This is a genomic window from Frankia sp. CcI49 (genome assembly GCF_001983215.1).
GTDB lineage: Bacteria > Actinomycetota > Actinomycetes > Frankiales > Frankiaceae > Parafrankia > Parafrankia irregularis.
In genome coordinates, this window is record NZ_MOWP01000008.1 from 51,554 (window position 1) to 72,184 (window position 20,631).

Annotated in this window: 15 protein-coding genes; 11 read left to right on the forward strand and 4 right to left on the reverse strand. The window is 72.6% G+C overall.

Annotated features, from left to right (window positions below; genetic code table 11):
- Positions 1-185: 185 nt before the first annotated feature.
- On the forward strand, positions 186-1,703 hold the full coding sequence (locus CcI49_RS07775) for a polysaccharide biosynthesis protein (RefSeq protein WP_076825568.1): 1,518 nt from the start codon (positions 186-188) through the stop codon (positions 1,701-1,703).
- A 300-nt stretch (positions 1,704-2,003) separates the two neighbouring features.
- The gene (locus tag CcI49_RS07780) at positions 2,004-4,007 is read left to right on the forward strand and encodes a hypothetical protein (protein WP_076825374.1); all 2,004 of its coding nucleotides are present in this window, start codon (positions 2,004-2,006) and stop codon (positions 4,005-4,007) included.
- 151 nt (positions 4,008-4,158) lie between these two features.
- Here CcI49_RS07780 and CcI49_RS07785 read toward each other — a convergent pair whose 3' ends face one another.
- A complete protein-coding gene (locus CcI49_RS07785) occupies positions 4,159-4,944 on the reverse strand; it encodes an ABC transporter permease subunit (RefSeq protein ID WP_054566892.1) in 786 nt (261 codons plus the stop codon).
- The gene (locus CcI49_RS07790; RefSeq protein ID WP_076825377.1) at positions 4,941-6,023 is read right to left on the reverse strand and encodes an ATP-binding cassette domain-containing protein; all 1,083 of its coding nucleotides are present in this window, start codon (positions 6,021-6,023) and stop codon (positions 4,941-4,943) included. Before CcI49_RS07790 ends, CcI49_RS07785 begins: the two co-directional genes overlap by 4 nt.
- 760 nt (positions 6,024-6,783) lie before the next feature.
- On the opposite strand from CcI49_RS07790, the gene CcI49_RS42475 reads away from it, so the two are divergent.
- The 4 genes from CcI49_RS42475 to CcI49_RS07810 all read left to right on the forward strand — a co-directional run bounded on the left by CcI49_RS42475 (position 6,784) and on the right by CcI49_RS07810 (position 11,383).
- Positions 6,784-7,266 (forward strand): hypothetical protein, encoded by a 483-nt coding sequence (locus CcI49_RS42475; RefSeq protein ID WP_063793093.1) that lies wholly within the window; start codon positions 6,784-6,786, stop codon positions 7,264-7,266.
- A gap of 243 nt (positions 7,267-7,509) precedes the next feature.
- Positions 7,510-9,339, forward strand: a complete 1,830-nt coding sequence (locus tag CcI49_RS07800) for a SpoIIE family protein phosphatase (RefSeq protein ID WP_076825379.1) — start codon at positions 7,510-7,512, stop codon at positions 9,337-9,339.
- A gap of 171 nt (positions 9,340-9,510) precedes the next feature.
- Positions 9,511-10,272, forward strand: a complete 762-nt coding sequence (locus tag CcI49_RS07805) for a DUF4230 domain-containing protein (RefSeq protein ID WP_054566895.1) — start codon at positions 9,511-9,513, stop codon at positions 10,270-10,272.
- 538 nt (positions 10,273-10,810) lie between these two features.
- Complete coding sequence (locus CcI49_RS07810; RefSeq protein WP_076825381.1) at positions 10,811-11,383, forward strand: Hsp20/alpha crystallin family protein; 573 nt, start codon at positions 10,811-10,813, stop codon at positions 11,381-11,383.
- 630 nt (positions 11,384-12,013) lie between these two features.
- Here CcI49_RS07810 and CcI49_RS07815 read toward each other — a convergent pair.
- Entirely contained in the window at positions 12,014-12,904 is an 891-nt protein-coding gene (locus CcI49_RS07815; RefSeq protein ID WP_054566897.1) for an exodeoxyribonuclease III, read from the reverse strand.
- A 125-nt stretch (positions 12,905-13,029) separates the two neighbouring features.
- Here CcI49_RS07815 and CcI49_RS07820 point away from each other — a divergent pair, with 125 nt between their 5' ends.
- The 4 genes from CcI49_RS07820 (at position 13,030) to CcI49_RS07835 (ending at position 18,237) form a co-directional block, all read left to right on the forward strand.
- Positions 13,030-13,410 carry a hypothetical protein gene (locus CcI49_RS07820; RefSeq protein ID WP_241839954.1) on the forward strand — a complete coding sequence of 127 codons (381 nt, stop codon included), beginning with the start codon at positions 13,030-13,032 and terminating at the stop codon, positions 13,408-13,410.
- Positions 13,411-13,420: 10 nt separating this feature from the next.
- On the forward strand, positions 13,421-14,146 hold the full coding sequence (locus tag CcI49_RS07825; protein ID WP_116437359.1) for a dihydrofolate reductase family protein: 726 nt from the start codon (positions 13,421-13,423) through the stop codon (positions 14,144-14,146).
- Between the two features lie 208 nt (positions 14,147-14,354).
- Positions 14,355-15,212, forward strand: a complete 858-nt coding sequence (locus CcI49_RS07830; protein WP_076825571.1) for a DUF1206 domain-containing protein — start codon at positions 14,355-14,357, stop codon at positions 15,210-15,212.
- Positions 15,213-15,399: 187 nt separating this feature from the next.
- Positions 15,400-18,237: an ATP-binding cassette domain-containing protein gene (locus tag CcI49_RS07835; RefSeq protein ID WP_076825389.1), complete on the forward strand. Its 2,838-nt coding sequence runs from the start codon at positions 15,400-15,402 to the stop codon at positions 18,235-18,237.
- Positions 18,238-18,380: 143 nt separating this feature from the next.
- Here the strand turns inward: CcI49_RS07835 and CcI49_RS07840 are convergent, their stop codons facing one another.
- Positions 18,381-18,986: a TetR/AcrR family transcriptional regulator gene (locus CcI49_RS07840; RefSeq protein ID WP_054566901.1), complete on the reverse strand. Its 606-nt coding sequence runs from the start codon at positions 18,984-18,986 to the stop codon at positions 18,381-18,383.
- A gap of 205 nt (positions 18,987-19,191) precedes the next feature.
- Between CcI49_RS07840 and CcI49_RS07845 the strand changes: the two genes are divergently transcribed.
- On the forward strand, positions 19,192-20,601 hold the full coding sequence (locus tag CcI49_RS07845) for an MFS transporter (RefSeq protein WP_076825391.1): 1,410 nt from the start codon (positions 19,192-19,194) through the stop codon (positions 20,599-20,601).
- The last annotated feature ends 30 nt before the right edge of the window (positions 20,602-20,631 follow it).

Here is a 20,631-nt window from a genome sequence, read left to right on the forward strand (position 1 = left end):
TCGGTCACGTCGCGCCGGTCGGTGTCCGCCTGGCTGCTGACACCGCTTCCAGGTGCCGCGTTATACCTCCGGTGGGGTCAGGGCCGTACCATTGCGGCATTTCCTGTCATCATGACCAGTGATCCGCCTCACGTCCGGTGGAGGGGAGCCGGGCGGCCGACGCCGACCGGGACCAGGGAGCGATCATGGTGACGCGTGCTCGGGCGACCATCGCCGGGTTGATTGCCGGCCCCGCGGCCCTCGCGGTCGCCGGTGCGTTCGCCAACGGCATCAACCTGCTGATGAACCTGGTGTTGGCACGGGTTCTCGACCCGGCCGCCTATGGGGCGGTGGTCGTCCAGGTGAGCATCTTCATGGTGCTCTCGGTGGTCGGCAACGCGCTGCTCATCGCGGTCGTGCAGAAGGAGACGGCCGCCGACGGCGACAGCCGGCGTGACCAGTGGGGCTGGATCCGTGACCTGCGCCGCCAGTGTCTGTTCGGTGTCTTCGTCGCCACGGTGGTGGCACTGCTGATCTGCCGGCCGGTGGCGGCGGTGCTCTCCTACGCGCATCCGTTCGCGGTCGCCGAGGCGGTCATCGGGGCGGCGGTGTGGACGCTGCTGTGCATCGAGCGCGGGGTGCTCCAGGCGCGGGGAGCCTACCGCCGGCTCGCGGGCAACTTCATCGTCGAGGCGGCGACCCGGGTCAGCCTCATCATCGTGTTCGTCGTCGCCGGGCTCGGGGTGAACGGCGCCGGGCTCGGGCTCGTCCTGGGCACCGCGCTGGCCACCGACCACGCCCGCAAGGGCCTGGCGAAGGTGCCCCGAGCCGTGGTGGCACTCCCGCGGCGGGCCGCCCGGTCGGCGTCGCTCGCCGCCACCGGCCCGCTCGCGATCCCGGAAGCGCAGATCCTGCGGCGGTCGGGGCTGCTCGCCAGCACCTGGGTGGCGCTCGGCGCGCTGGTCCCGCTGGCCCTGCTGCAGAACATGGACGTCGTCATCGTCGGCTGGCTGGACCACGACGGCGCCGGCGCCTACGCGGCGATCGCCACCGCCTGCAAGGTGCCGGTGTTCATCGGTCTGGCGGTGGCGAACTTCCTGCTGCCCGAGGCGGCCCGGCGCCGGGCCGAGGGCCGCGGCGCGACCGCCGCGCTCACCGTGGCGTGCGGGCTCGTCGTGGCACCAGGCCTCGCGCTCGCCGCCATCGGCGCGGTCGCGGCGAAGCCCCTGCTGTCGCTCGTGTTCGGCCCGGAGCTCACCGGTGCCGCCTCCTCGCTGTCGATCCTCGCGCTCGGCATGACCTTCCTCGCCCTGACCCTGATGTTCGCGACCTACCTGCTGGGGTCCGCCCAGCGGCGGGTGGTCGTGGTCCTCGCGGTCTGCGCCGCTGTCACCGCGGCCGCGATCGGGGCGGCGGACGGTGACGCGATGCGCACCGCGGTGGCGATGCTCGGCTGCCAGGCTGTCACCGCCTTCGCGGCGGGAGTGCTGGTGCATCTCGTGCACCGCGCCGACGCCCGTGCCGCGGCCGAGGCTGCCGCCGGGGTTCCGGCGGCGGCTGCGCCGATGTCCGTTTTCCCGGCGGTCCCCCCACCTCCGCCACCGGCGCCGGCACCGTCGGCCTGGACGTCCGGCGCGGCGGCGGAGGGTGCGTTAGGTCCGGGCTCGGGCCGGATTCCGCCCGTTTCCGGGGCGGGAGAGGCGCGGTCCGCGGGCGCCTGGTGACTTCGGTGCGGATTTCGTCCACCTCATGTTCTTTAATATCTGCGGCATAACTGAGCCTTTCCGTCGTCGAGCCGGATCTGCCCCATCCCGGACCACGCGCCGTGAGAGGGCAGGGCTCACCGGGTATCGCGGTACCAGAGTCAGATCTGATCGACCCTCGCACCGACCCTCCCTGCTGGTCGCGGCCGGATCCGAATGACGGCCCGGCGCCACCGCGGAGGGCCGTCCGAACGGAGTACATGTGGCGTTGACCAGTCCTGGGCCCGACCGCGCCCAGCCGCCCGGGACCGACCAGGTCTGATGCCCGACCCCGCGAACATCGACCCGGACGCGACGAAGATCCTGGGCCCGGGCGGTCCGTCCCACCCGCCCGGCTGGCCGCGGGCTCATCACGGTTCGACGCCCCAGCATGCGCCGCGGACCTGGGGTGGCCCGCCGCCGGACCAGACCGGCCGCCCGGCGGGCTCCGGCGGTAACCGGCCAGGGCCGGGCGGCCAGGCCGGCGGACCTGCCGGCTCCGGCGCGGCTGACAGGTCTGGCGAGAGTGGTGGGCCTGGAGGTTCAGGCCGCCCGGCCGGCCCGGGCGAGCCCGCCGCATCTGACAGGTCGGGCGGTCGCCCCCTCACCCGGCGCGGTCTGATCACCGGAGCGGCCGGGCTCGGTGCGCTCGCCGCGGGCGGCGCGGCCGCGTGGCGGCTCACCGGCGGCGGTTCCGACGGCCAGCAGTGGTGGCCGGGCAACCCGGATCTGCCTGTCCGCGCGGACGGATCAACCCCCGCGCCGACCACGGCCTCGAAGCTCCCCACGGGCATGCTGACGATCTTCGGGGCGCCGGGCAGCTTCGGCGGGCTGGACGCCTCGTCCCCGATCGGCGTGGTCGAGGTTCCCGGCTGGGGGTTCGGGCCCGGCCAGGCGGCCTTCATGTCGGCGGTGGCCGCCGACGGGACGGTCCTCATCGGCACCACCCCGTTCACCGACGACCAGTCGGCGCTCACCGGCACCGGCATGGAGCTGGGGCTCTTCGAGCCGGGCACGCGCCGCTTCACCCGGATGGTGGTCCCGTCGTCCACCGGGCGGCAGACCCAGCCACGCACCGACCCGCTGTTCCACGGCATCGGCGGCGGTGACATCTCGGACGTCATCGTCGTGCCCGCCCCGGCGGGCGAGCAGGGCGAGCGCGCCGTCTTCGTCTCACTGATGCCCTACTACTTCTGGGATGTCCGCACCTACGGCCAGCTACCAGCGTTCGGGCAGCTGCGCCGCGGCGGAGCGGACGGGGCCTGGGGCTACGAGCCCGACCTGTCCCGCACCGGAGACGCGCTGGCGGGCAGCACGGAGCCCTGGGTCGCGGCCACCGCCTTCCCCGCCGGCACGAACGGGCAGCCGCGCTCGGCGCGCGGGATGACGTCCATCGCCCGGCTGCCTCGCAGCGGCCACCTGGTGGTCGCCCAGTACCTGGGCACCGGGAAGGGCGGCACCGACAACGGCGCGCTGCTGGTCCTCGACCTGGACGGCAGGGTCCGGGCGTTCTGGCAGTACCCGCAGGTCCGGCCGCTCGGGGTGGAGCTGGTGGTCAATCCGCGTGAGGTCGCCGCCGATCCGACCAGTGAGCCCGATGACGAGCGGTTCGTCCTGATCTGCGATGTGCGGGACACGAACCACCGCACGCAGCCCTTCCCGATCCAGGAGTTCTCCTACCAGGCCTCCACCGGACGGATCACGCCCCGCAGCACGGCCGCGCGGGCCGTGCAGGACGGATCCCGGATGGAGACCGCCGCGTTCGGCGCGGACGGCACCCTCTACGTGGCCCGTACGAAGGCCGACGGGCTGCGCGCGGACAAGCTCGCCGTCTACCCCAGGATCGGCCGGGAGCGCGGCCTGGTCAGCCGGACCCCGGCCACCGGCAACTGGCCGGTGGACAGCTGGGGCCGCGACAATCCGGCCGACTTCCTCGTTCCCGGCACCGACCGCGGCGGCCTGGTGCGCAGCCTGACGATCGATCCGGTCACCGGAGCCGTCCTGCTGGGTGGGCTGGACGGTTTAGTGACGGCGGTACGTCCCGCCGGCAGCGGAAGCCGCATGACGTTCCGCACGCTCGACCCCGTCGATGTGGGGCTTGACCGGCTGCGCGGCCCGTCGACCCGCTACGTCGGGCTGCGGCGCGGCGCGGTCGACGCACAGCGGCGGACGCTGTGGCTGCCGGTGAACCAGATGGTTCTCGACGGCATCCGCTGGCCCTATCCGCCGTTCAAGCTCGACCAGTGGCTGCTGGGCCTGAACCTGGACTTCCTGCTCGAAGGCTGAACCGCGGGCACGCCGCCGCCGTCAGGACCCCAGGCCGGTCCGGCCGCCGGGCCGATCCGGTCGCCAGGCCAGGCCAGGCCGGTCGCCAGGCCAGGCAGGCCGGTCCCGGTGCCAGGCCAGGCCAGGCCAGGCCCTCAGGCCTCCGACGAGACTAGGCGGTGACGTCGCGGCGGCGGAACATCAGGGCCGTGAGCAGCGCGGCCACCGCACAGAAGACGCCGACCCGCACGCCGGCCTGCAGGTAGGGCGTCGCGTAGCCCGTGCCGCCGACGGAGAAGACTTCCATCAGGTGCATCGGAAGCCAGCCCGCGGCCGGGCTGTAGATCCGCGACACCAGCATCTCCACCGGCAGCGCGTAGGCCAGTCCGACCGCGATCGCGGCGGCCGGTGAGCGCAGCACCACCGCGGCCAGCGCACCGACGACGGCATACCCCAGCGACCCGAGCGACACGTTGACCAGGCTCTTCCCCAGCGCGGCCAGACCGGACAGGGACGCCCACTGATCGGTCGGGATGCCCTTCACCGGCGCCAGCGCGAACGAGAGCGCCACCGCGACGACGGCCGCCGCGAGGACCACCCCCACCACGAAGACCGCAAGCGCCAACACCTTGCCGGCGAGCAGGCGCAGCCGGTGGGGCTGTGCGACGAGCTGGTTGCGCAGCGTGCCGCGGGAGTACTCGCCGGCGAGCGTCGCCGCGGTCACCGACAGTGCGACGACCCCCAGCAGGATGGTCACCGCCTCGAGGCCCTCGCTGATCCCCGACGGCGCGGCCAGCATCGCGACCGTCACCGGATCGCCGTCGAAGTCAGTACTGCCCGCGGAGAAGATCGTCAGCAGCGCACCCAGCGCGGCGACGGCGGCCACCGCGCTCACCGTGCCGAACAGGAAGCGCGGGCGCAGCAGCGGTACCCATTCCGATCGAAAAGAACTGATCACGTGGCGCCTCCTCGCATGGTGAGATCTCCGTCGACGTCGCCGGTGGCCCGCAGGAACGTCTCCTCCAGGTTCGGGCGATGCGTCCGGATCGAGCGCAGCGTGATCCCGGCCCGCATGGCCAGCCGGTTGATGCCCGCGGCCAGGCCGTCGGGCGCGTGCGCCACCACCACCGGATGTCTTTCGACCAACGTCGGCAGGGAGCGCGCCTCGTCGGCCATCTCGATCTCGGTGTGCAGACCGGCGGAGCCCAGGACCGCGGCGAGGCGTTCGGCGTCATCGTCACGTTCGGGCACCATGAGGATGCGCGGGTCCTCGGCTGCCAGCAGATCGGCGACATGCCCCTGGAAGAGCATGCGACCACTGCGGATCATCACCAGGTGGTCGCAGATCTGCTCGACCTCGGAAAGCAGGTGGCTTGAGACGAAGATGGTCATTCCGGTGCCGGCGAGATCCCGCAGGAGGGTGCGGATCTCCCGGATTCCGGCGGGGTCCAGCCCGTTAGTCGGTTCGTCCAGAATCAACAGTTTCGGGCGGGGGAGAAGGGCCGCGGCGATGCCGAGCCGCTGTTTCATGCCCAGCGAGTAGGTGCCGAAGCGGTCGTCAGCCCGGCCGGCGAGCCCGACCTGTGCGAGCACCTCGTCGATCCGTTCGCGCCGGGCGCGTCGCCGATGCCCGAGGCGGCTGCCGCGCCCGACGCCGCGCAGCAGCGCGAGCTGCTCGAGGTTGCGCCGGCCGGACAGGCCCGGGTGGAACGTCGGGCCCTCGATCATCGCGCCGGTGCGGTCGAGGTAGCCCTCGGGCGAGGTCACCGGCTCGCCGAGGACGAAGGCCTCGCCCGCGCTCGGGCGGACCAGCCCCAGCAGCATGCGCAGCGTCGTCGACTTGCCGGCTCCGTTCGGCCCGACGAATCCGGACAGGGCGCCGGCCGGGACGAACAGGTCGAGGTGGTCGACGACCCGCCGCGGCCCGTACTCCTTGGTCAGGCCGCGGGTCCACACCGCCGCGTCGGCGGGCATGACGCGAGTGTCGGACGCACTGGATACCCCGGGCGCGGCAGGCACGCCGGGCGCGGCAGGCATCCCTGCAGGCATCCGCGGTCTGGCAGACACGCCGGGCGCGGCCGGCACCCTCCGCGCTGCGGACGCCCCGGGCGCGGCAGGCGCATCGGGCGTGATGGTGCCCGGCGTCGGACCAGGCGTGACGGGCCGGTACAACACCGGCTCCGCGGGCATGTCTCGCGTCATGGCGTTGCGGGTGCGGTGGTCGGCATCGTCGGACTGACCTCCTTGGCACGGCTGGAAGTGGATGTCGGATGGCGCCGCCTGCCGCCGGGGGCTGGTAACGCCGTCGCGCGATGCGCGAGGTGCCCGGGCGGGGCGTGGCGGTGCGCCCGCACTGTGGGCCGATGGAAGGTGGAACGCGAAGGCGTCTTCCAACGAATAGGTGGGGCGCTGCTTTCCATTCTCGAATCGTCGAACGAACGCACGGTAGCCGAACGTTCCAGGCGGTGTCCTGTTGAGCCTGTGACGGGTTTGACCTGCGTCACGTCATTTCCCGTGCGAACCCGGACATAGTCGCGGGAAGCGGGCGGTCAAACCCTGGGAAAACAGGTTTGGCGGTCGGTTTCGACGGATCGGTTCCGGTGACTTTTCGTCAGCGCTTTGTTTGCCGGCGGCCAGGCATGGTGTCAGCGCGTGACAGCACACCGGATCGGCTGTGCATCGTCGGGCGGCTGCGCGGCGGCTGGTTTTCGGGCAGCGTCGCCGGGTATCTCAGCGCGACCTTGGCCCGCGATGGGTCACGCTCCGTAGTGGAGTTCTTGTCGGTGGGGGGCGGTCGATGCTCTGGTTCGTGCTGACCTCGATCGCGGTGGGGCTACCGGTCTCCGTCGCGGCTCGCGCGGTTCTCCCGGGCTCCCGGCCGCTTGCATTGCGGACGGTGGCCGTCCTCGGGATTCTCGGGGCGCTGGTGGGGGCCGCGGTGGGGCGGGCGTTGCTGGGGGACGGCGGGCTTACCACGCATCCGATCCGGAGGGAGCTCGGCGGGCCCGTTCTCGGTGCGGCGCTGGCCGTCCTCATCGGATGGGGTTTCCGGCTCCACACCTACCGCAGCGGTCCACGTCCTCCGCGGGTACGGCCGTGGTCAGAACACCGGGACGCCGCCCCACAGGCCGCCCCACAGCCGGTGCCGGCCACCTTCGCCCGGCAACCGGCAGCGGCCACCCGACCGTCGGCCGCTGCGACGCGGCCATCGGTCACCGCCACGCAGCCATCGGCCGCGCGCGCCCAGCCGCCGGCCGCTTCCGCCTCGCCCCCGGACTGAGCTCGCCCCCGGACTGAGCTCGCCCCCGGACTGAGGGCCGCGCACCCAGCCCCTGAATGGGCGCCATCGCACCTGGACGACAATGCCCAGGGAGGGCCACGTGTCCGTTGGACGCCCAGTGCCCGCCAGGAGCATACGTCGTGATCGTCTGCCGGCGGTTGCGGGGTGACGGTCGTCGTTCGTGGGGCGATGGGTCGTTCACCGAACGCCGTGAGGCGCGGGCGCGCGACCGGAAGGAGACGAGTGGCTGGGTCGGCGAGTCTGCGGAGCGGTATCCGTGTGCTCGTCGTGATCTCCACGGTCGCCGTCGTCGTCATGCTCTCACTCGCGGTCTTCGCCGCGCTGCGGGCCAGTGACGCCGCGGCCGAGCGGGGGGAGCGCCTCGACCCAGCGGCGACGACCACCGCTCTTCTGCTCGCTGACTTCGTCGCCCAGGAGAGCGCGGTCCGCGGGTACGTGATCACCGGGCAGGAGTCCCTGCTCGAGCGATACACCCGGGCTGACCTCACCATCCCCCGCCAGATGAACCGCCTGCAGCTGCTGCTGGCGGACTTTCCGGACCTGATCGAGGGAACCGTCGCCGTCGAGTCGGCCTACCAGGCCTGGCGCAGCGAGGTCGCCGAGCCCGAGGTCGCCGCGACGAAGGCGGGCGACCTCCAGCGCGCTCGGGAGATCGAGACGGTCAGCGGCCGGGTGCGGTTCAGCGAGCTGCAGACCAGCGTGGCGAACCTCGGTACGGCGATCGACACCGAGCAGACGGCGGCGTCCGGGCGGGTGGAGAGCTCCGCCGTGCTGCTTCTCAGCTCGCTGGGGACCGCCGCGATCGTCATTCTCGGCGTCGTCCTCACCGTGCTCAATGTGCTGCGCAGGTGGCTGTTGCGGCCCATCGACGCGCTGCGCCGGGCGGTGAACGCCGTCGCCGCCGGCCGCTACGACACGCGGATCCCGGAGGTCGGGCCGTCGGAGATCGTGGAGCTCGCGGGCAACATCGACGCCATGCGCGCGCAGCTCGTCCAGCTGGTGCGGCAGAACGAGCGTTCGTGGGAGGCACTGGCGCAGGAGGGTCCGGCGGTGATCGCGCTGCGGGATGCCCTCACCCCGTCGGTCCTGCACGCGCCCGGGCTGCTGCTGCGGGGGCGGGTCGATCCCGCCCGTGGCGAGCTCGCCGGTGACTGGTACGACTCCTTCGAGCTCGCCGACGGCCGGCTCGGGATCGTCGTCGGCGACGTCTCCGGCCATGGCGCGGTGGCCGGTGTCTTCGCGTTGCGTCTCAAGCAGCTGCTCGACGCCGCGCTCGCCCGGGGCGCCGATCCCGGTCCGGCGATCGAATGGGTCGTGAACAGCCTCGGGGAGACCGACGAGATGTTCGCCACCGCGATCGTCGCGGTGGTGGACCCCGCGACCGGGGAGGTCCGGATCGCGAACGCGGGCCATCCGGACGCGCTGCTGCTGCGCCGGACGAGAGTCCCGGATGGTCCGAAGGCAGCGGCGACCGGGCTCGAGTCGGGGCCCATCGCGCGGCCGGGGGAGCGGCGGCCCGGGAACGAGACCGGGTCGACCGGAGGCGATCAGAAACCCGCACCCGTACCCGCGGCCGGCGGCGCCGTGAGCGTGGCAGGCGAAGACGGAGGGAAGAGCGGGCCGTCGCCGGGCACCCAGGCCGCCGGGACCGGCACCAAGGCGCCCGCGGCAGCCGGGGTGGCCAATGGTGACGGTGTGGGCATGGGTGCGGAGCGCCTTCCGGAGCTCCGCAGCCGTGCCGAGGTGACCCGCCTCGGTGCGACCGGCCCCATGATGTCGAGCCTGGTCGCCTCGGGCGGCGCGTGGCGCACCGAGACCCTGTGGCTGGAGCCCGGCGACGTCCTTTTCGTCTACACCGACGGCCTGGTGGAGGCCCGCGACGGCGCGAACCACCAGTTCGGTCTGGACAGGCTGGTCGCCGAGTTGCTGCGGCTCGCGGACCGCGGCCCGGCCGAGCTGTTGGACGACGTCTTCGAGGTCGTGCGCAGGCATGCTCCGGGACGTCCGGGCGATGACCGCACAGCGATCGTCATCGCCCGCACCACCCGCTGAGCCGGCCCGGGGACGGTGAGCGGACGGTCTGGGGCGCCGCAAACCTCCGCCGGCGTCTCCGCCTCCGCGCCGCCGGGGGACTAAGTAGGGCAGAACGGTCATTTCGCACTGTCGGTTGAGCGATCGTGGTGTTGAGGCGTTACGAGATCTTCGCCGGGTACATGTCCCACCATGACTGATGAGTCCGGTTCCCTCCTGCAGGGAACAGCCGCCCCCGACGAGGGTGGTTCCGGCTCGCGGGAGGAACGTGGAGCCACGCGGCGCCTGCGTGGTCCACGGCGGCCGCGGTTCCGGTTCAGCCCCGTACGTCTGATCGCCTACGTCGTGCTGGCCGTGCTCGTGCTGGCGGGAGCCGCCGCTGTCACCGGCTGGCGGCCCTCGATCCCCAACCCCTTCGCGGAGCGCACCATCGACCGCAGCTCACCGGCGGTGYTGCGGTCGCTCGAGGACCTCAGCGAGTACCACGCCGGGAGCGCCCACCTGGAGGTCGTGGTCGACCTCGAGGACGACAGCCGCTGGATCCCGTCGGCGCTGCGCGGTGAACGCACCCTGTTCGTCGGAGTCGGCAGTGTCGACGCCGTCGTCGACTTCGGCGCGCTTGGTGAGGACGCCGTCGTCGTCTCCGCGGACCGGCGGTCCGTGACCATCAGCCTGCCCGCGCCCACACTGTCGGAGCCACACCTCGATCTCGACAAGAGCTACGTGGTGGCCCGCCAGCGCGGTGCGCTCGACCGGGTCGGTGGCCTCTTCGGCGGCCAGAGCAACGACTCGGAGCTCTACAAGGTCGCCTCGACGAAGATCGGTGAGGCGGCTCAGACTGACGGTCAGGTGCTCGAGCTCGCGAAGACGAACACGACGGCCATGCTCCGTGGCCTGCTCGGCGCGCTCGGCTTCACCGACGTCACGGTGAACTACGCGACGGATCCGCGCTAGCACCTTCGGGGCGGCGCCCACTTCTCCGGCGGGAGCCCTTCCAGGCGGTGTCGACGGCCCCAGAACCCCAGCGTATGACGGGTTCTGGGGCCGTTCGCGTACCCGGCGGCGGGGCCCGCCGCGACCGGCCGGATCGCCCTACGTGGCTTTTCTCACCGGCCCGTGAGGTTTGCCGCCCGTCCACGCCGTAACGCCGTTGACCGCGGTGTGCCCGCTCCGGCGTCACGGAAGCCGGGCCCCCGTGACGCCGGCGCTGTCGCGGGCGCGCAGGCGCAGCGCGCAGGCGGGGGTGGGTGCGCCGGTCGGGTGCGGTCCCGAAGTTTGCGCTCGGATCGGGGATTCCGGTCGGAGGACCAACGTTCGACAGGACAGAGCGAATGGTGGGATGGTTTCCGTCACCATCGATATGCAGGTTCCTGAGCGCACTTGCGTTCGTAAGGTTGAGCCACCTAGACTCAGGAACGTGTCAGGGCGGGCCGGAAGGCCTGACAACGCGAGGCTTCGCCAGAGGTCCCGCCCGGAGGGGAGTCACACGACAATGAGCACCTACCTGTGGGACCCGTTTGCCGCGTTCGAGCGCATGGACCGTGAGTTCAACGAGATCGTCCGGCGCTCCTGGGGCTCGCGGGACCGTGCTGTCCGTCCGCTGCGCGCCGTGCCCCGGCCGCAGGGCGTCGTTGCCCGGCCGCAGAACGTCGTGCCGTCGGCCGACGTCCTGGTTGACGGAGACGATGTTCTGATCAACCTGGAGCTGCCGGGCGTCGACGTCGAGAAGGACGTGATGGTGGAGATCGACCGCGGGGCGCTGGTCGTCCGCGGTGAGCGTTCCTCCGAGGAGGAGGAGACCGCGAACGGTCGGGTTCACCGGGAGCGCTGGCACGGCTCGTTCCGTCGCGAGTTCGCGCTGCCGGAGAACGTGGACGCGACAGCGATCAGCGCGCGTTACGACCGCGGTGTGCTGACCGTCCGGCTCGCCGGCGCGGCGGCCGCGCCGCGCAGCACCCGGATCCCGGTGGCCGCGGCGGCGGTGGTCGGGGCGCTCCCGACCCTGCGGGACGACGCTGGAGCGGGCGCCGAGGCCGCGCACGGCGACGAGCACGCCGCTTCCTGACCGGTCCGTGAGCGTGCCCGGCCGGCCGGTGCCTCCGGCCGGCCGGGCGACGCACCCCTGCGCGAGTGCCGTGTCGGTCCTACCGACCCCCGCCTGCCTCGCAGGCGGGGGTCGACACGTTGAGGGTGCTGGCTGCCGGAGAGCTCGTAGCGGAATCCTGTGATGCGGCGTATCCGGGCTCCCAGCATGGGCTTGGCGGAGCCATGCTGGCGGAGTGCGAACCCTGCACGGCCACCCGAGATGATCGCGCCGCTTGGTAGCACCGGCAATTCGCTCAACAGGGGCAACGGGGGCGCAGATGCGCCTGGCGGCCCGCAAGAAAGAAGAATCTTGGTCGTCGGAACGACCAGAATCGTTCACTCTTGCGACTTGCCAAACCGGGCCGCCGGGCCGCCCGGAGGCCCGGCCGCCGTTCATGGAGCGCGAACCTCCCCGTCCACCGACTGACGGCCTTGATCGGCGCCGGTCTGTGCCAGGCTCCAGAACGACTCCAGAACGACCAGGATCCTTAGGCCTTGCTCGGCGTCGGTGCGGGTTCTGGCGTGCTCAGGTTCCGATCGGTTCTGCCGGTCAACCGCCGGTCGCGGTCGCCGGCGGTCGTCTGCCCGGGATGTGACGGGAACGACCTTGTCAGGACGCACCCGGGCGCTGGGCGCCTCCCGCGCGGGATGACGAGCCGCGGGAGGACGACCCTCGTGCCGAGGGCGGCGGGACCATGGGCCCGACGTCGCCGTCGGGCGCCTCGTCCAGGTCGACGACGACCGGGGCGTGGTCGCTGGTGCCGGTGCCCTTGCGGGCCGCCCGGTCGACCCACACCGCGCGGGTGCGGCCGGCCACATCCGCCGTCGCCAGTGCCAGGTCGATGCGCATCCCGTAGTTCTTGGGGAAGCAGAGCTGGCGGTAGTCCCAGTACGTGTAGACAGTCTCCTCCGGCCATCTCGCGCGCATCAGATCGACCAGGCCGGCGCCGTGCAGCTCGCCGAGCGCGGCACGCTCGGCCTCGGTCACATGCGTCGCGCCCTCGAAGGCGGCGATGTCCCACACGTCGGCATCGGTCGGCGCGATGTTGAAGTCGCCCAGTGTCATCACCGGCCCCGCCGGAGCGAGCTCGCCGACCACGTCGCGCAACGCGGCCAGCCAGGCCAGCTTGTAGGCGTAGTGGGGGTCGTCGACCGTGCGGCCGTTCGGCACGTACAGCGACCAGACCCGAATGCCTCCGCAGGTCGCGGCGATCGCCCGGGGCTCGGGCTTCGGGAAGCCCGGATCGCCCGGGAGCCCGCGCTGAACGTCGTCCAGCCCCGCCCGGGACAGGATCGCCACCCCGTTCCAACGCCCGTCGCCGTGGTGGGCCACCCGATAGCCACGGCGGAAGAGATCCTCGTCGAACAGCTCCAGGAAGGCGTCGTCCGCGAGCTTGGTCTCCTGCAGGCACACCACGTCGGGACTCGCACGGTCGAGCCATTCGATCAGGCGGGACTGCCGGGCCTTGGCCGAGTTGATGTTCCAGGTCGCGATCCGCACACTGTCAGACGGTAGTCCTCACCTGCGACAGATCCACGCCTGGACCGCATCGTGACATCCTCGACGTCATGATGCGGATTTCGGCTCCTCACAGGAGCCTGCTCCCGGGCAGGTCGGGTCTGGGCATGGCCATCGCGGTCGCCGCCGGCGCGGCCGGGCTCGTCGGCTGCGACCAGGTCTCGGAGGAGACCAGGTCGGCCGGGGCCACCGTGCTGTGCTCCCAGATCAGGGTCGAGCCCARCGAGATCGAGCAGAACCCGGACGCGGCGCGCCTCGTCGCACTCGTCGTCCGGGATCTCGCGCCCGAGGAGAACATCCGCAGCCTCGCCGGCCGCGTCGCGGACGATCCCACTGTGCTCAGCCCGCGCGCCCAGCTCGCGGACTGGGTCGCCGACCGCTGCGGCGGTGCGGTCGGCGGCACGGGTACCGGCGGCGGTGCGGGTGCCGGCGGCGGCACGTCGGTCGACGGCGACGATCCGGTCGGCGATGACCGTGGGGACGACTAGCGCCCTGGGCGTGCCGGCCCGTCCCTACGTGGTGCTGAGCTGCGCGATGTCGCTGGACGGCCGGATCGACGACTGCTCGCCGAGCCGGCTGATCCTGTCGAGCCCCGCGGATCTCGACCGGGTGGACGAGGTCCGGGCCGGATGCGACGCGATCCTGGTCGGCGCAGGCACCGTGCGGCGCGACGACCCCGGGCTCGCCGTCCGTTCGCAGCGCCGGCGCGACGCGCGGACCGCGGCGGGGCGTCCGCCGACGCCACTGCGGGCTGTCCTGACCCACGAAGGCGACCTCGACCCGGCGGCCCGCATCTTCCACGACGGTGCGGACAGGGTCGTCTACCGGGCGGCCGCCGGCGCGTCCGGCGCGTCCGGTGCGGCCGGTGCGGCCGGTGCGGCCGCTGCGTCCGGCTGCGCCGCGGCCTCGCCCCTGGCGGCGGTGGCGACGGTGGTCGATCTCCCTGAGCCTCCGCTGGCGAGCCTCCTGCGGGACCTGACCGGCCGCGGGGTTCGGCGGCTGCTGGTCGAGGGGGGCACCACGATCCACACCGCGTTTCTCACCGCTGGCCTGGTGGACGAGCTCCACCTGGTGGTGGCACCGTTCTTCGTCGGCGAGGCGGGCGCCCCGACGTTCGTCGGCCCGGGCAGCTTTCCGTTCGACGCGGCGCACCGGCTTGCGCTCGCCGAGGTCAGCCAGCTCGGTGACGTCGTCCTCCTGCGCTATCTGACGTCGCAGGGCTGAGCGCCTGGTCCTGCGTGCCGGTCTCGCGCCCGGCCCGCACTCCGGCTGACCGCGGCGCTGGTCCCCGCCTGCAGTTCCGCGGCTCGGACGTCGTGACTGTCCCATGAGGTGATCGCCATGGTCCTGTTGCTGTTTTGTGGCCTTCCCGCCGGGCATGCGGCGTACGGGCGTTGTGCCCGGAACCGAACCGTACCGTCGGGAGGCGATCGTGTCCGTACACAGCGTCACGCAGGCGGGGCGCCAGGTGGTATCCGCGGGCGAGAGCGCGGCGCACCGTACCCGGCACAGCCGGGCGACGGACCTCACCGCTCGGCTGGGCTTCGCGGCCCGCGGTGTGGTCTACCTGCTCATCGGGGTTCTCGCGATCCAGATCGCCCGCGGGAACCCCGATGAGCGGGCGAACCGGCAGGGGGCGCTGCGCGAGATAGCGGACAAGCCCTTCGGAACCGGTCTGCTCGTCCTGATCGCGGTGGGATTCGCCGGCTACGCGCTGTGGCGGCTGCTGGAGGGTGCGGTCGGGCATCGCGAGGAGGCCGACACGAAGAAGCGGGCCGTGAAGCGGGTTGTGTCCGTCATCAGGGGCGCGATCTATCTGGTCATCACCGGCAGCACCATCACGTTTCTCGCTTCGGACGGGGCCAGCTCCAGCTCCGGGGAGCCCGCCCCGTACACGGCACGGGTCATGGCCCACAGCGGCGGGCGATGGCTGGTGGGAGCCATCGGCCTCGTGGTCGTCGGCGTCGGCGTCGGCATGCTCGCCAAAGGAGTGACCACCAGGTTCGAGGAGAAGCTGATGCGAGCGCGGATGCGGCCCGCGCTGCTGCGCGCCGCCCGGCGCATYGGGCAGGTCGGCTACCTCGCGCGCGGCGTCGTGTTCGGGCTCGCCGGAGTGTTCGTCGTGAAGGCCGCTGTCGATTTCGACCCCGGCGAGGCGAAGGGCTTCGACGGCACACTCCGGTCGATCGCCGACCAGGCCTACGGCCAGGTGTTGCTCGCCTGCTGCGCGGCGGGGCTTGCCCTGTTCGGCGCCTACTCGTTCATCGAGGCCCGTTACCGCAGACTCTGACATCCTTCGTGCGGTGGACCTCGGCGAGATGTGGCAGTCGAGCCGGCCGACCGCCCTGGTTCCGGTGGTGGGCCCTGGTTCCGGTGGTGGGTTTCGTGCCCGGTCACCTTCCAGACAAGTCGGGGTTGGGTAGAGAATCGGTGTGATCAAGTAGGCGGAACATTCGTGGCGGGCAAGGGAGCAACCGGTGGACCGGACCACGCTGAGCGTGATCACCCCGGCAGGTCGGACGATGCTGGCGGGCGACGCGCCGTGCGTGGTGGGTCGTGGTCGTACCTCGGACGTCGTCGTGAACGACGGTCGGGTCTCCCGCCGTCATCTCATGCTCGAACCGGTCGCCGGCGGCTGGCGGGTGCAGGATCTGAGCGTCAACGGCCTGTGGCAGGACGGCCGCCGCGCGGCCGATCTCTTCGTGAGCGCGCATGAGGTGCGGATCAGGCTCGGAGCGGCCGACGGGCCCGAGATCGTGCTGGTCCCGGCCGCCGCGGCGCCGGGTCAGCCGGGTCAGCCGGGTCCCGTAGCGCCCGGTCAGCAGGCCTCCGCGGGCCCGGTGGCTCCGGTTGCTCCCGTCGGTTCGCCGGGCTCACCCGGTGCGGCTCAGCCCGGGCCGGTGAACCCCGCCTGGCCGGGCGCCGGGCCGGCCCATCGTCCGGCGCCGCCCTCGGGCCCGGGGCCGGTGCCAGCACCTGTTCCGTACCCCGGCCAGGCCGCGGCGGCGGGTGGCCTGCCGCCCGCTCCCGCGGGCCCGCAGCTTCCGCCCGCGGCGCCTCCTGGCTGGTCAGCCCCCGCCCGCGGGGCCTCGCCGGCTTCCGGGCCTTCGCCGGTTCCCGGCGCTGGGCCGGGAACCGGAGGGATCCCGGTTCCCGGCCCGCGCACGGGGTCGCTCCCGGTGGATCCGTCGACGTCGCAGAGCGCGATCGTGCATGCGCCGCGGCGGGTGCATCCGCTGCGGCCCGGCACGATCCGGCTCGGGCGCTCCCGTGGCAACGACGTGGCCGTCGCGGACCTGCTCGCCTCGCGCAACCATGCCGAGCTGCGGGTCGGTCCCGCCGGCGTCGAGATCGTCGATCTCGCCTCGGCCAACGGCACCTTCGTCAACGGCCAGCGGGTGATGCGGGCGCCGGTCGGCCAGCGCGACGTGATCGCCATCGGTCACCACCTGTACCAGCTCGAAGGCGACTCGCTGGTCGAGTACGTCGACTCCGGTGACGTCGCGTTCGAGGTGCAGGGCGTCTCGGTGTTCGCCGGGACGAAGCAGCTCATGCACGACATGACGTTCCGGCTGCCGGGGCGTTCGCTGCTGGGTGTGGTCGGCCCCAGCGGTGCGGGCAAGTCGACCCTGCTCAACGCACTCACCGGCTTCCGCCCGGCGGACGTCGGCTCGGTCCGCTACGCCGGCCGTGACCTGTACGCCGAGTACGACGAGCTGCGCCGGCGCATCGGGTACGTCCCGCAGGCCGACCCGCTGCACGCCCAGCTGACGGTGCGGGAGGCGCTCGAGTACGGCGCGGAGCTGCGCTTCCCGGCGGACACGACCGCCGAGGAGCGCCGGACGCGGGTCGGGGAGGTGATCGGCGAGCTCGGCCTCACCGCGCACGCGAACACCCCGGTCAGCCGGCTCTCCGGCGGGCAGAAGAAGCGGACGTCGGTGGCGCTGGAGCTGCTCACCCGCCCGTCGCTGCTGTTCCTGGACGAGCCCACCTCGGGTCTGGACCCGGCGAACGACCAGTCGGTGATGGAGACGCTGAAGGGCCTCGCCAAGGGCGGCGGCGCGGGCTCGTCCGACGAGGGCGGGCGCACGGTCATCGTCGTCACGCACAGCGTGCTGTTCCTGGATCTCTGCGACTACATCCTGGTGCTGGCCCCGGGTGGGCACGTCGCCTACTTCGGCCCGGCCGACGGGGCGCTGCGCTTCTTCGGCAAGGAGGACTTCCGCGACTTCGCGGCGGTGTTCCGGGAGCTGGAGCGCACGCCCGGCGCCGAGATGGCGGCCCGTTTCCGCGGCTCCGAGTACTTCGTGCCCTCGGCGATCGTCGCGCCGGCCGTGCGCAAGGCGCCCACGGCACTGCCGAGCGTGCGCCAGCAGCCGGTGTCCGCGCAGCTCGCGACGCTGACCCGCAGATACCTGAAGGTCGTGCTGGCGGACCGCTCCTACCTGCGCCTGATCTTCGCCTTCCCCTTCCTGCTGGGGATCATCCCGCGGGTCATCCCAGCGCCGGACGGACTCGATCCACTGCCGGACAGGCCCAATTCGGACGCGATGAAGGTGCTCGTCGTCCTGGTGCTGTGTGCCTGCTTCATGGGGATGGCGAACTCGGTCCGCGAGATCGTCAAGGAACGCGACATCTACCGGCGAGAACGGACGATCGGGCTGTCCCGGACCGCCTATCTCGGTTCGAAGATCATCGTTCTGACGGTGATCACCACCCTGCAGTGTGTGATCTTCACGTTGATCGGCCTGCTCGGGCGGGCTCCGGCGCAGGCAGCCCTGCTGGGGGCGCCGCTGGCGGAGTGCCTGATCGCGGTGATCGTGGCCGCGGTGGCGTCGATGATGATCGGTCTGCTGGTGTCGACCCTCGTCGACAACGCCGACAAGACGATGCCCGTCCTGGTTCTGGTGACCATGGGGCAGCTCGTCCTGTCCGGCGGCCTCGTCTCGGTCTCCGGCCGGGCGGGCCTGGAGCAGATCTCCTGGTTCGTACCCGCCCGGTGGGGCTTCGCGGCGCTCGCGTCCACGGATGACCTGAACGAGGTCTCCAAGCTGGGCAACGAGGTGCTGCGGTCCGACCCGGCCGATGCGCTGTGGGAGCACAGCGCGGGGATCTGGCTGCTCGACATCACCATCGGTGTGCTGCTCGCTGCCGCCGCGCTGGCCGCGACGTCGTCGACCCTGCGCCGTATCGACCCCAAGGTGACCCGGCCCACGGCGCAGGCACCTGCAGCCGCGCCGCGTCCCGCGGGGCCACCGGCCATGCCCCCGGCGGGGCCGCCGGTGGGGCCGTGGGGCAGCGGGGGAGCGGCCTGATCCGACAGGCACCGATGTCGCGGCTACGGGTCAGCGGTGGCTGAGACCGCCCGCGGCTGAGGCGATCTCAGCCGCGGGCAGTTCTGCGCGTGGGCGGCTTCGGCTGCCAGCGGCCAGCCGCCAGCTGCCAGCCGTCAGCCGCCTCAGCCGCCGGTAGCCTCGGAGACCGGCGGCGTCGCGGACGGCTGGCCGGGCGGCACCGTGAGTTCGCGCAGCATCCTGAGCAACTGGCCGCGCAGATCGCCGGTGGGCGGCGCCAGCCCCAGCAGGTCGGCGAGCCACATCCCGTCGGCGGCCATGCGGACCAGCGTGGCCAGGGCCGGGTCGATGCGGTCCTCGACGATCCGGCTCTGCCAGGTGTCGTAGCGTTCGCGGAACTGGCGCAGGCGATTCGGGTCGGCGATCAGCGCGGCGAGGACGCCGACCTCCGCGGCGGCCTCTCCCGGCTGGCCGTTGCCCTCGGTGCTGACGTCCAGATAGGCGCGTACCCAGCTCCCCGGCCGGTCGTCGACAACGGCGCGGCCGGTCACCTCCGCGTCGAACTCGTCGTTCCACCGGTCGTAGAGGGCGTCGATGAGTGACGCGCGGGTGGGGAAGTGGTGGAGCAGGCCTCCCTTGGAGACCTCGGCCTCGCGGGCCACCGCGTCGAGGCTCAGCGGCTGATCGCCGTGGCGGGTGAGGACCCGCCAGGCCGCGTCGAGCAGGCGCTGCCGAGTGGCGGCCGGGTCCGAGGCTGGCACGACCGCCATTGTGCACCACCGACCAAGCAAAGACGCTTTGACGTGCGTGTTCATCACGATCCCGGCGGGTTGACCGACCGTCTGGACGGACGGTAGTAGTCGTGGGGGTGAGCCGGGCGGGGACCCGGGCACCCGCCAGGTCCGGGCCGGTGCCCGAGTCCACCGGGCCTGGCGTGGGTGTCGGGCCGGCGGGGGACGGCGGGGGACGCGAGCGATGAGCAGATTGAGGGACGGCCGGGTCGGCATGCCGGCCGGCCTGGTAGTCGACGACGGGGCCGGGCAGGCCTCGTTGACCCACGGATCCGTGGGACGTCTGGTCGTGGCGCTGGCCACCGCCACGATGCTGCAGTGGCTGGGAGCCTTCGCGATCGCGCCACTGCTCCCGCTCTACCTGGAGGAGCGCGACGTCTCCGTCAGCGGCGTCGGCGTCGTGATGGCGGCGTTCTTCGTCGGCTCGCTCCTGTCGCAGTACCCGGCGGGAGTGCTCACGGCCAGCCGAGGGCATCGCCCGGTGCTGCTGGGGGGCCTTGTCCTGTATGCGGTGGGCAGCGTCGGTCTGATCGTCTCCCCGGGCCTCGGCTGCGACGCGGTGGTGCGTGCGCTGCAGGGCGCCGGCGCCGGCGCGTTCGAGGTCGCCGTTCTCACCGCGGTCGCGGCGACCGTGCCGGCGGACCTGACCGGGCGTGCCGTCAGCGCGGTCTACACGGGCCAGATCGCCGGTACCGCGATCGGCCCGATGCTCGGTGGCCTCGCCGGTGAGCGGCAGATGGACCTGCTCTTCCTCGGCGCGGCGGTCGCCGCTGCGGTCGCGGCCGTGCCGGTGCTCATCCTGCTCCGCCCGGACGGGAGAGCCTCCGCCGGCGGTGACGCTCTGCCCCCCGTGGGCCACGCGAATCCCGCGAGCCCCGCCGCGGCTGCCGCGGCGGGGCCGCGCTCGGGGTCACTCCGCGCCCTGATCGGGGCCGGAGTGGGCGGGCTGCTGCTGGTGGCGGCGGTGAACGGGCTGTCGGTCGGAACCTACGAGACCTGCTGGAGCCTCCTGCTGGCCGACCGCGACGTCTCGACAGAGATGATCGGGCTGAGCTTCACCCTCTTCTCGCTGCCGTACATCGTGTGCGCGCTGCCCGCGGGCTGGCTCGCGGACCACAGCGACCGCCGGTGGCTCGTGACCGGCGCGACGCTGGCGATGGCCTGCACCGTCGCCAGCTACTCGTTCATCGACTCCTTCTGGCTGATCATGCTGGTGTGCTGCGTCGAGGCGATCGCCCTGGCGGTCAGCTTCCCGGCCGCCCAGTCGCTGCTGGCCCAGGAGGCCGGGCGTGTGGGTACCGGGCGGGCGCAGGGCCTGTTCACCACGACGCAGACCGCCGCCACGGCGTTCGCGGCGCTGACCTCCGGCGCCCTGTACTCGGCGAACGTGCACCTTCCGTTCCTGCTCACCGCCGTCGCGGCGGTCGCGGTCGCGGCCGTGCTGCCGCTGCTGTGGCGACAGGTCCGGGGCGTCGTGTCGGCTCCCGGCGAGGTTGTCGCGGCGGGGCCCGCGCTGGGGGCGGCAGAGGTGGTGGGGACGGGCTCCGTCGTGGGGGCCGTGCCGGTGGGCGTGGGGCACCGGCGGGTGACCTGACCTCGCCAGCGCCGTCCTGGCGGGTCGTTA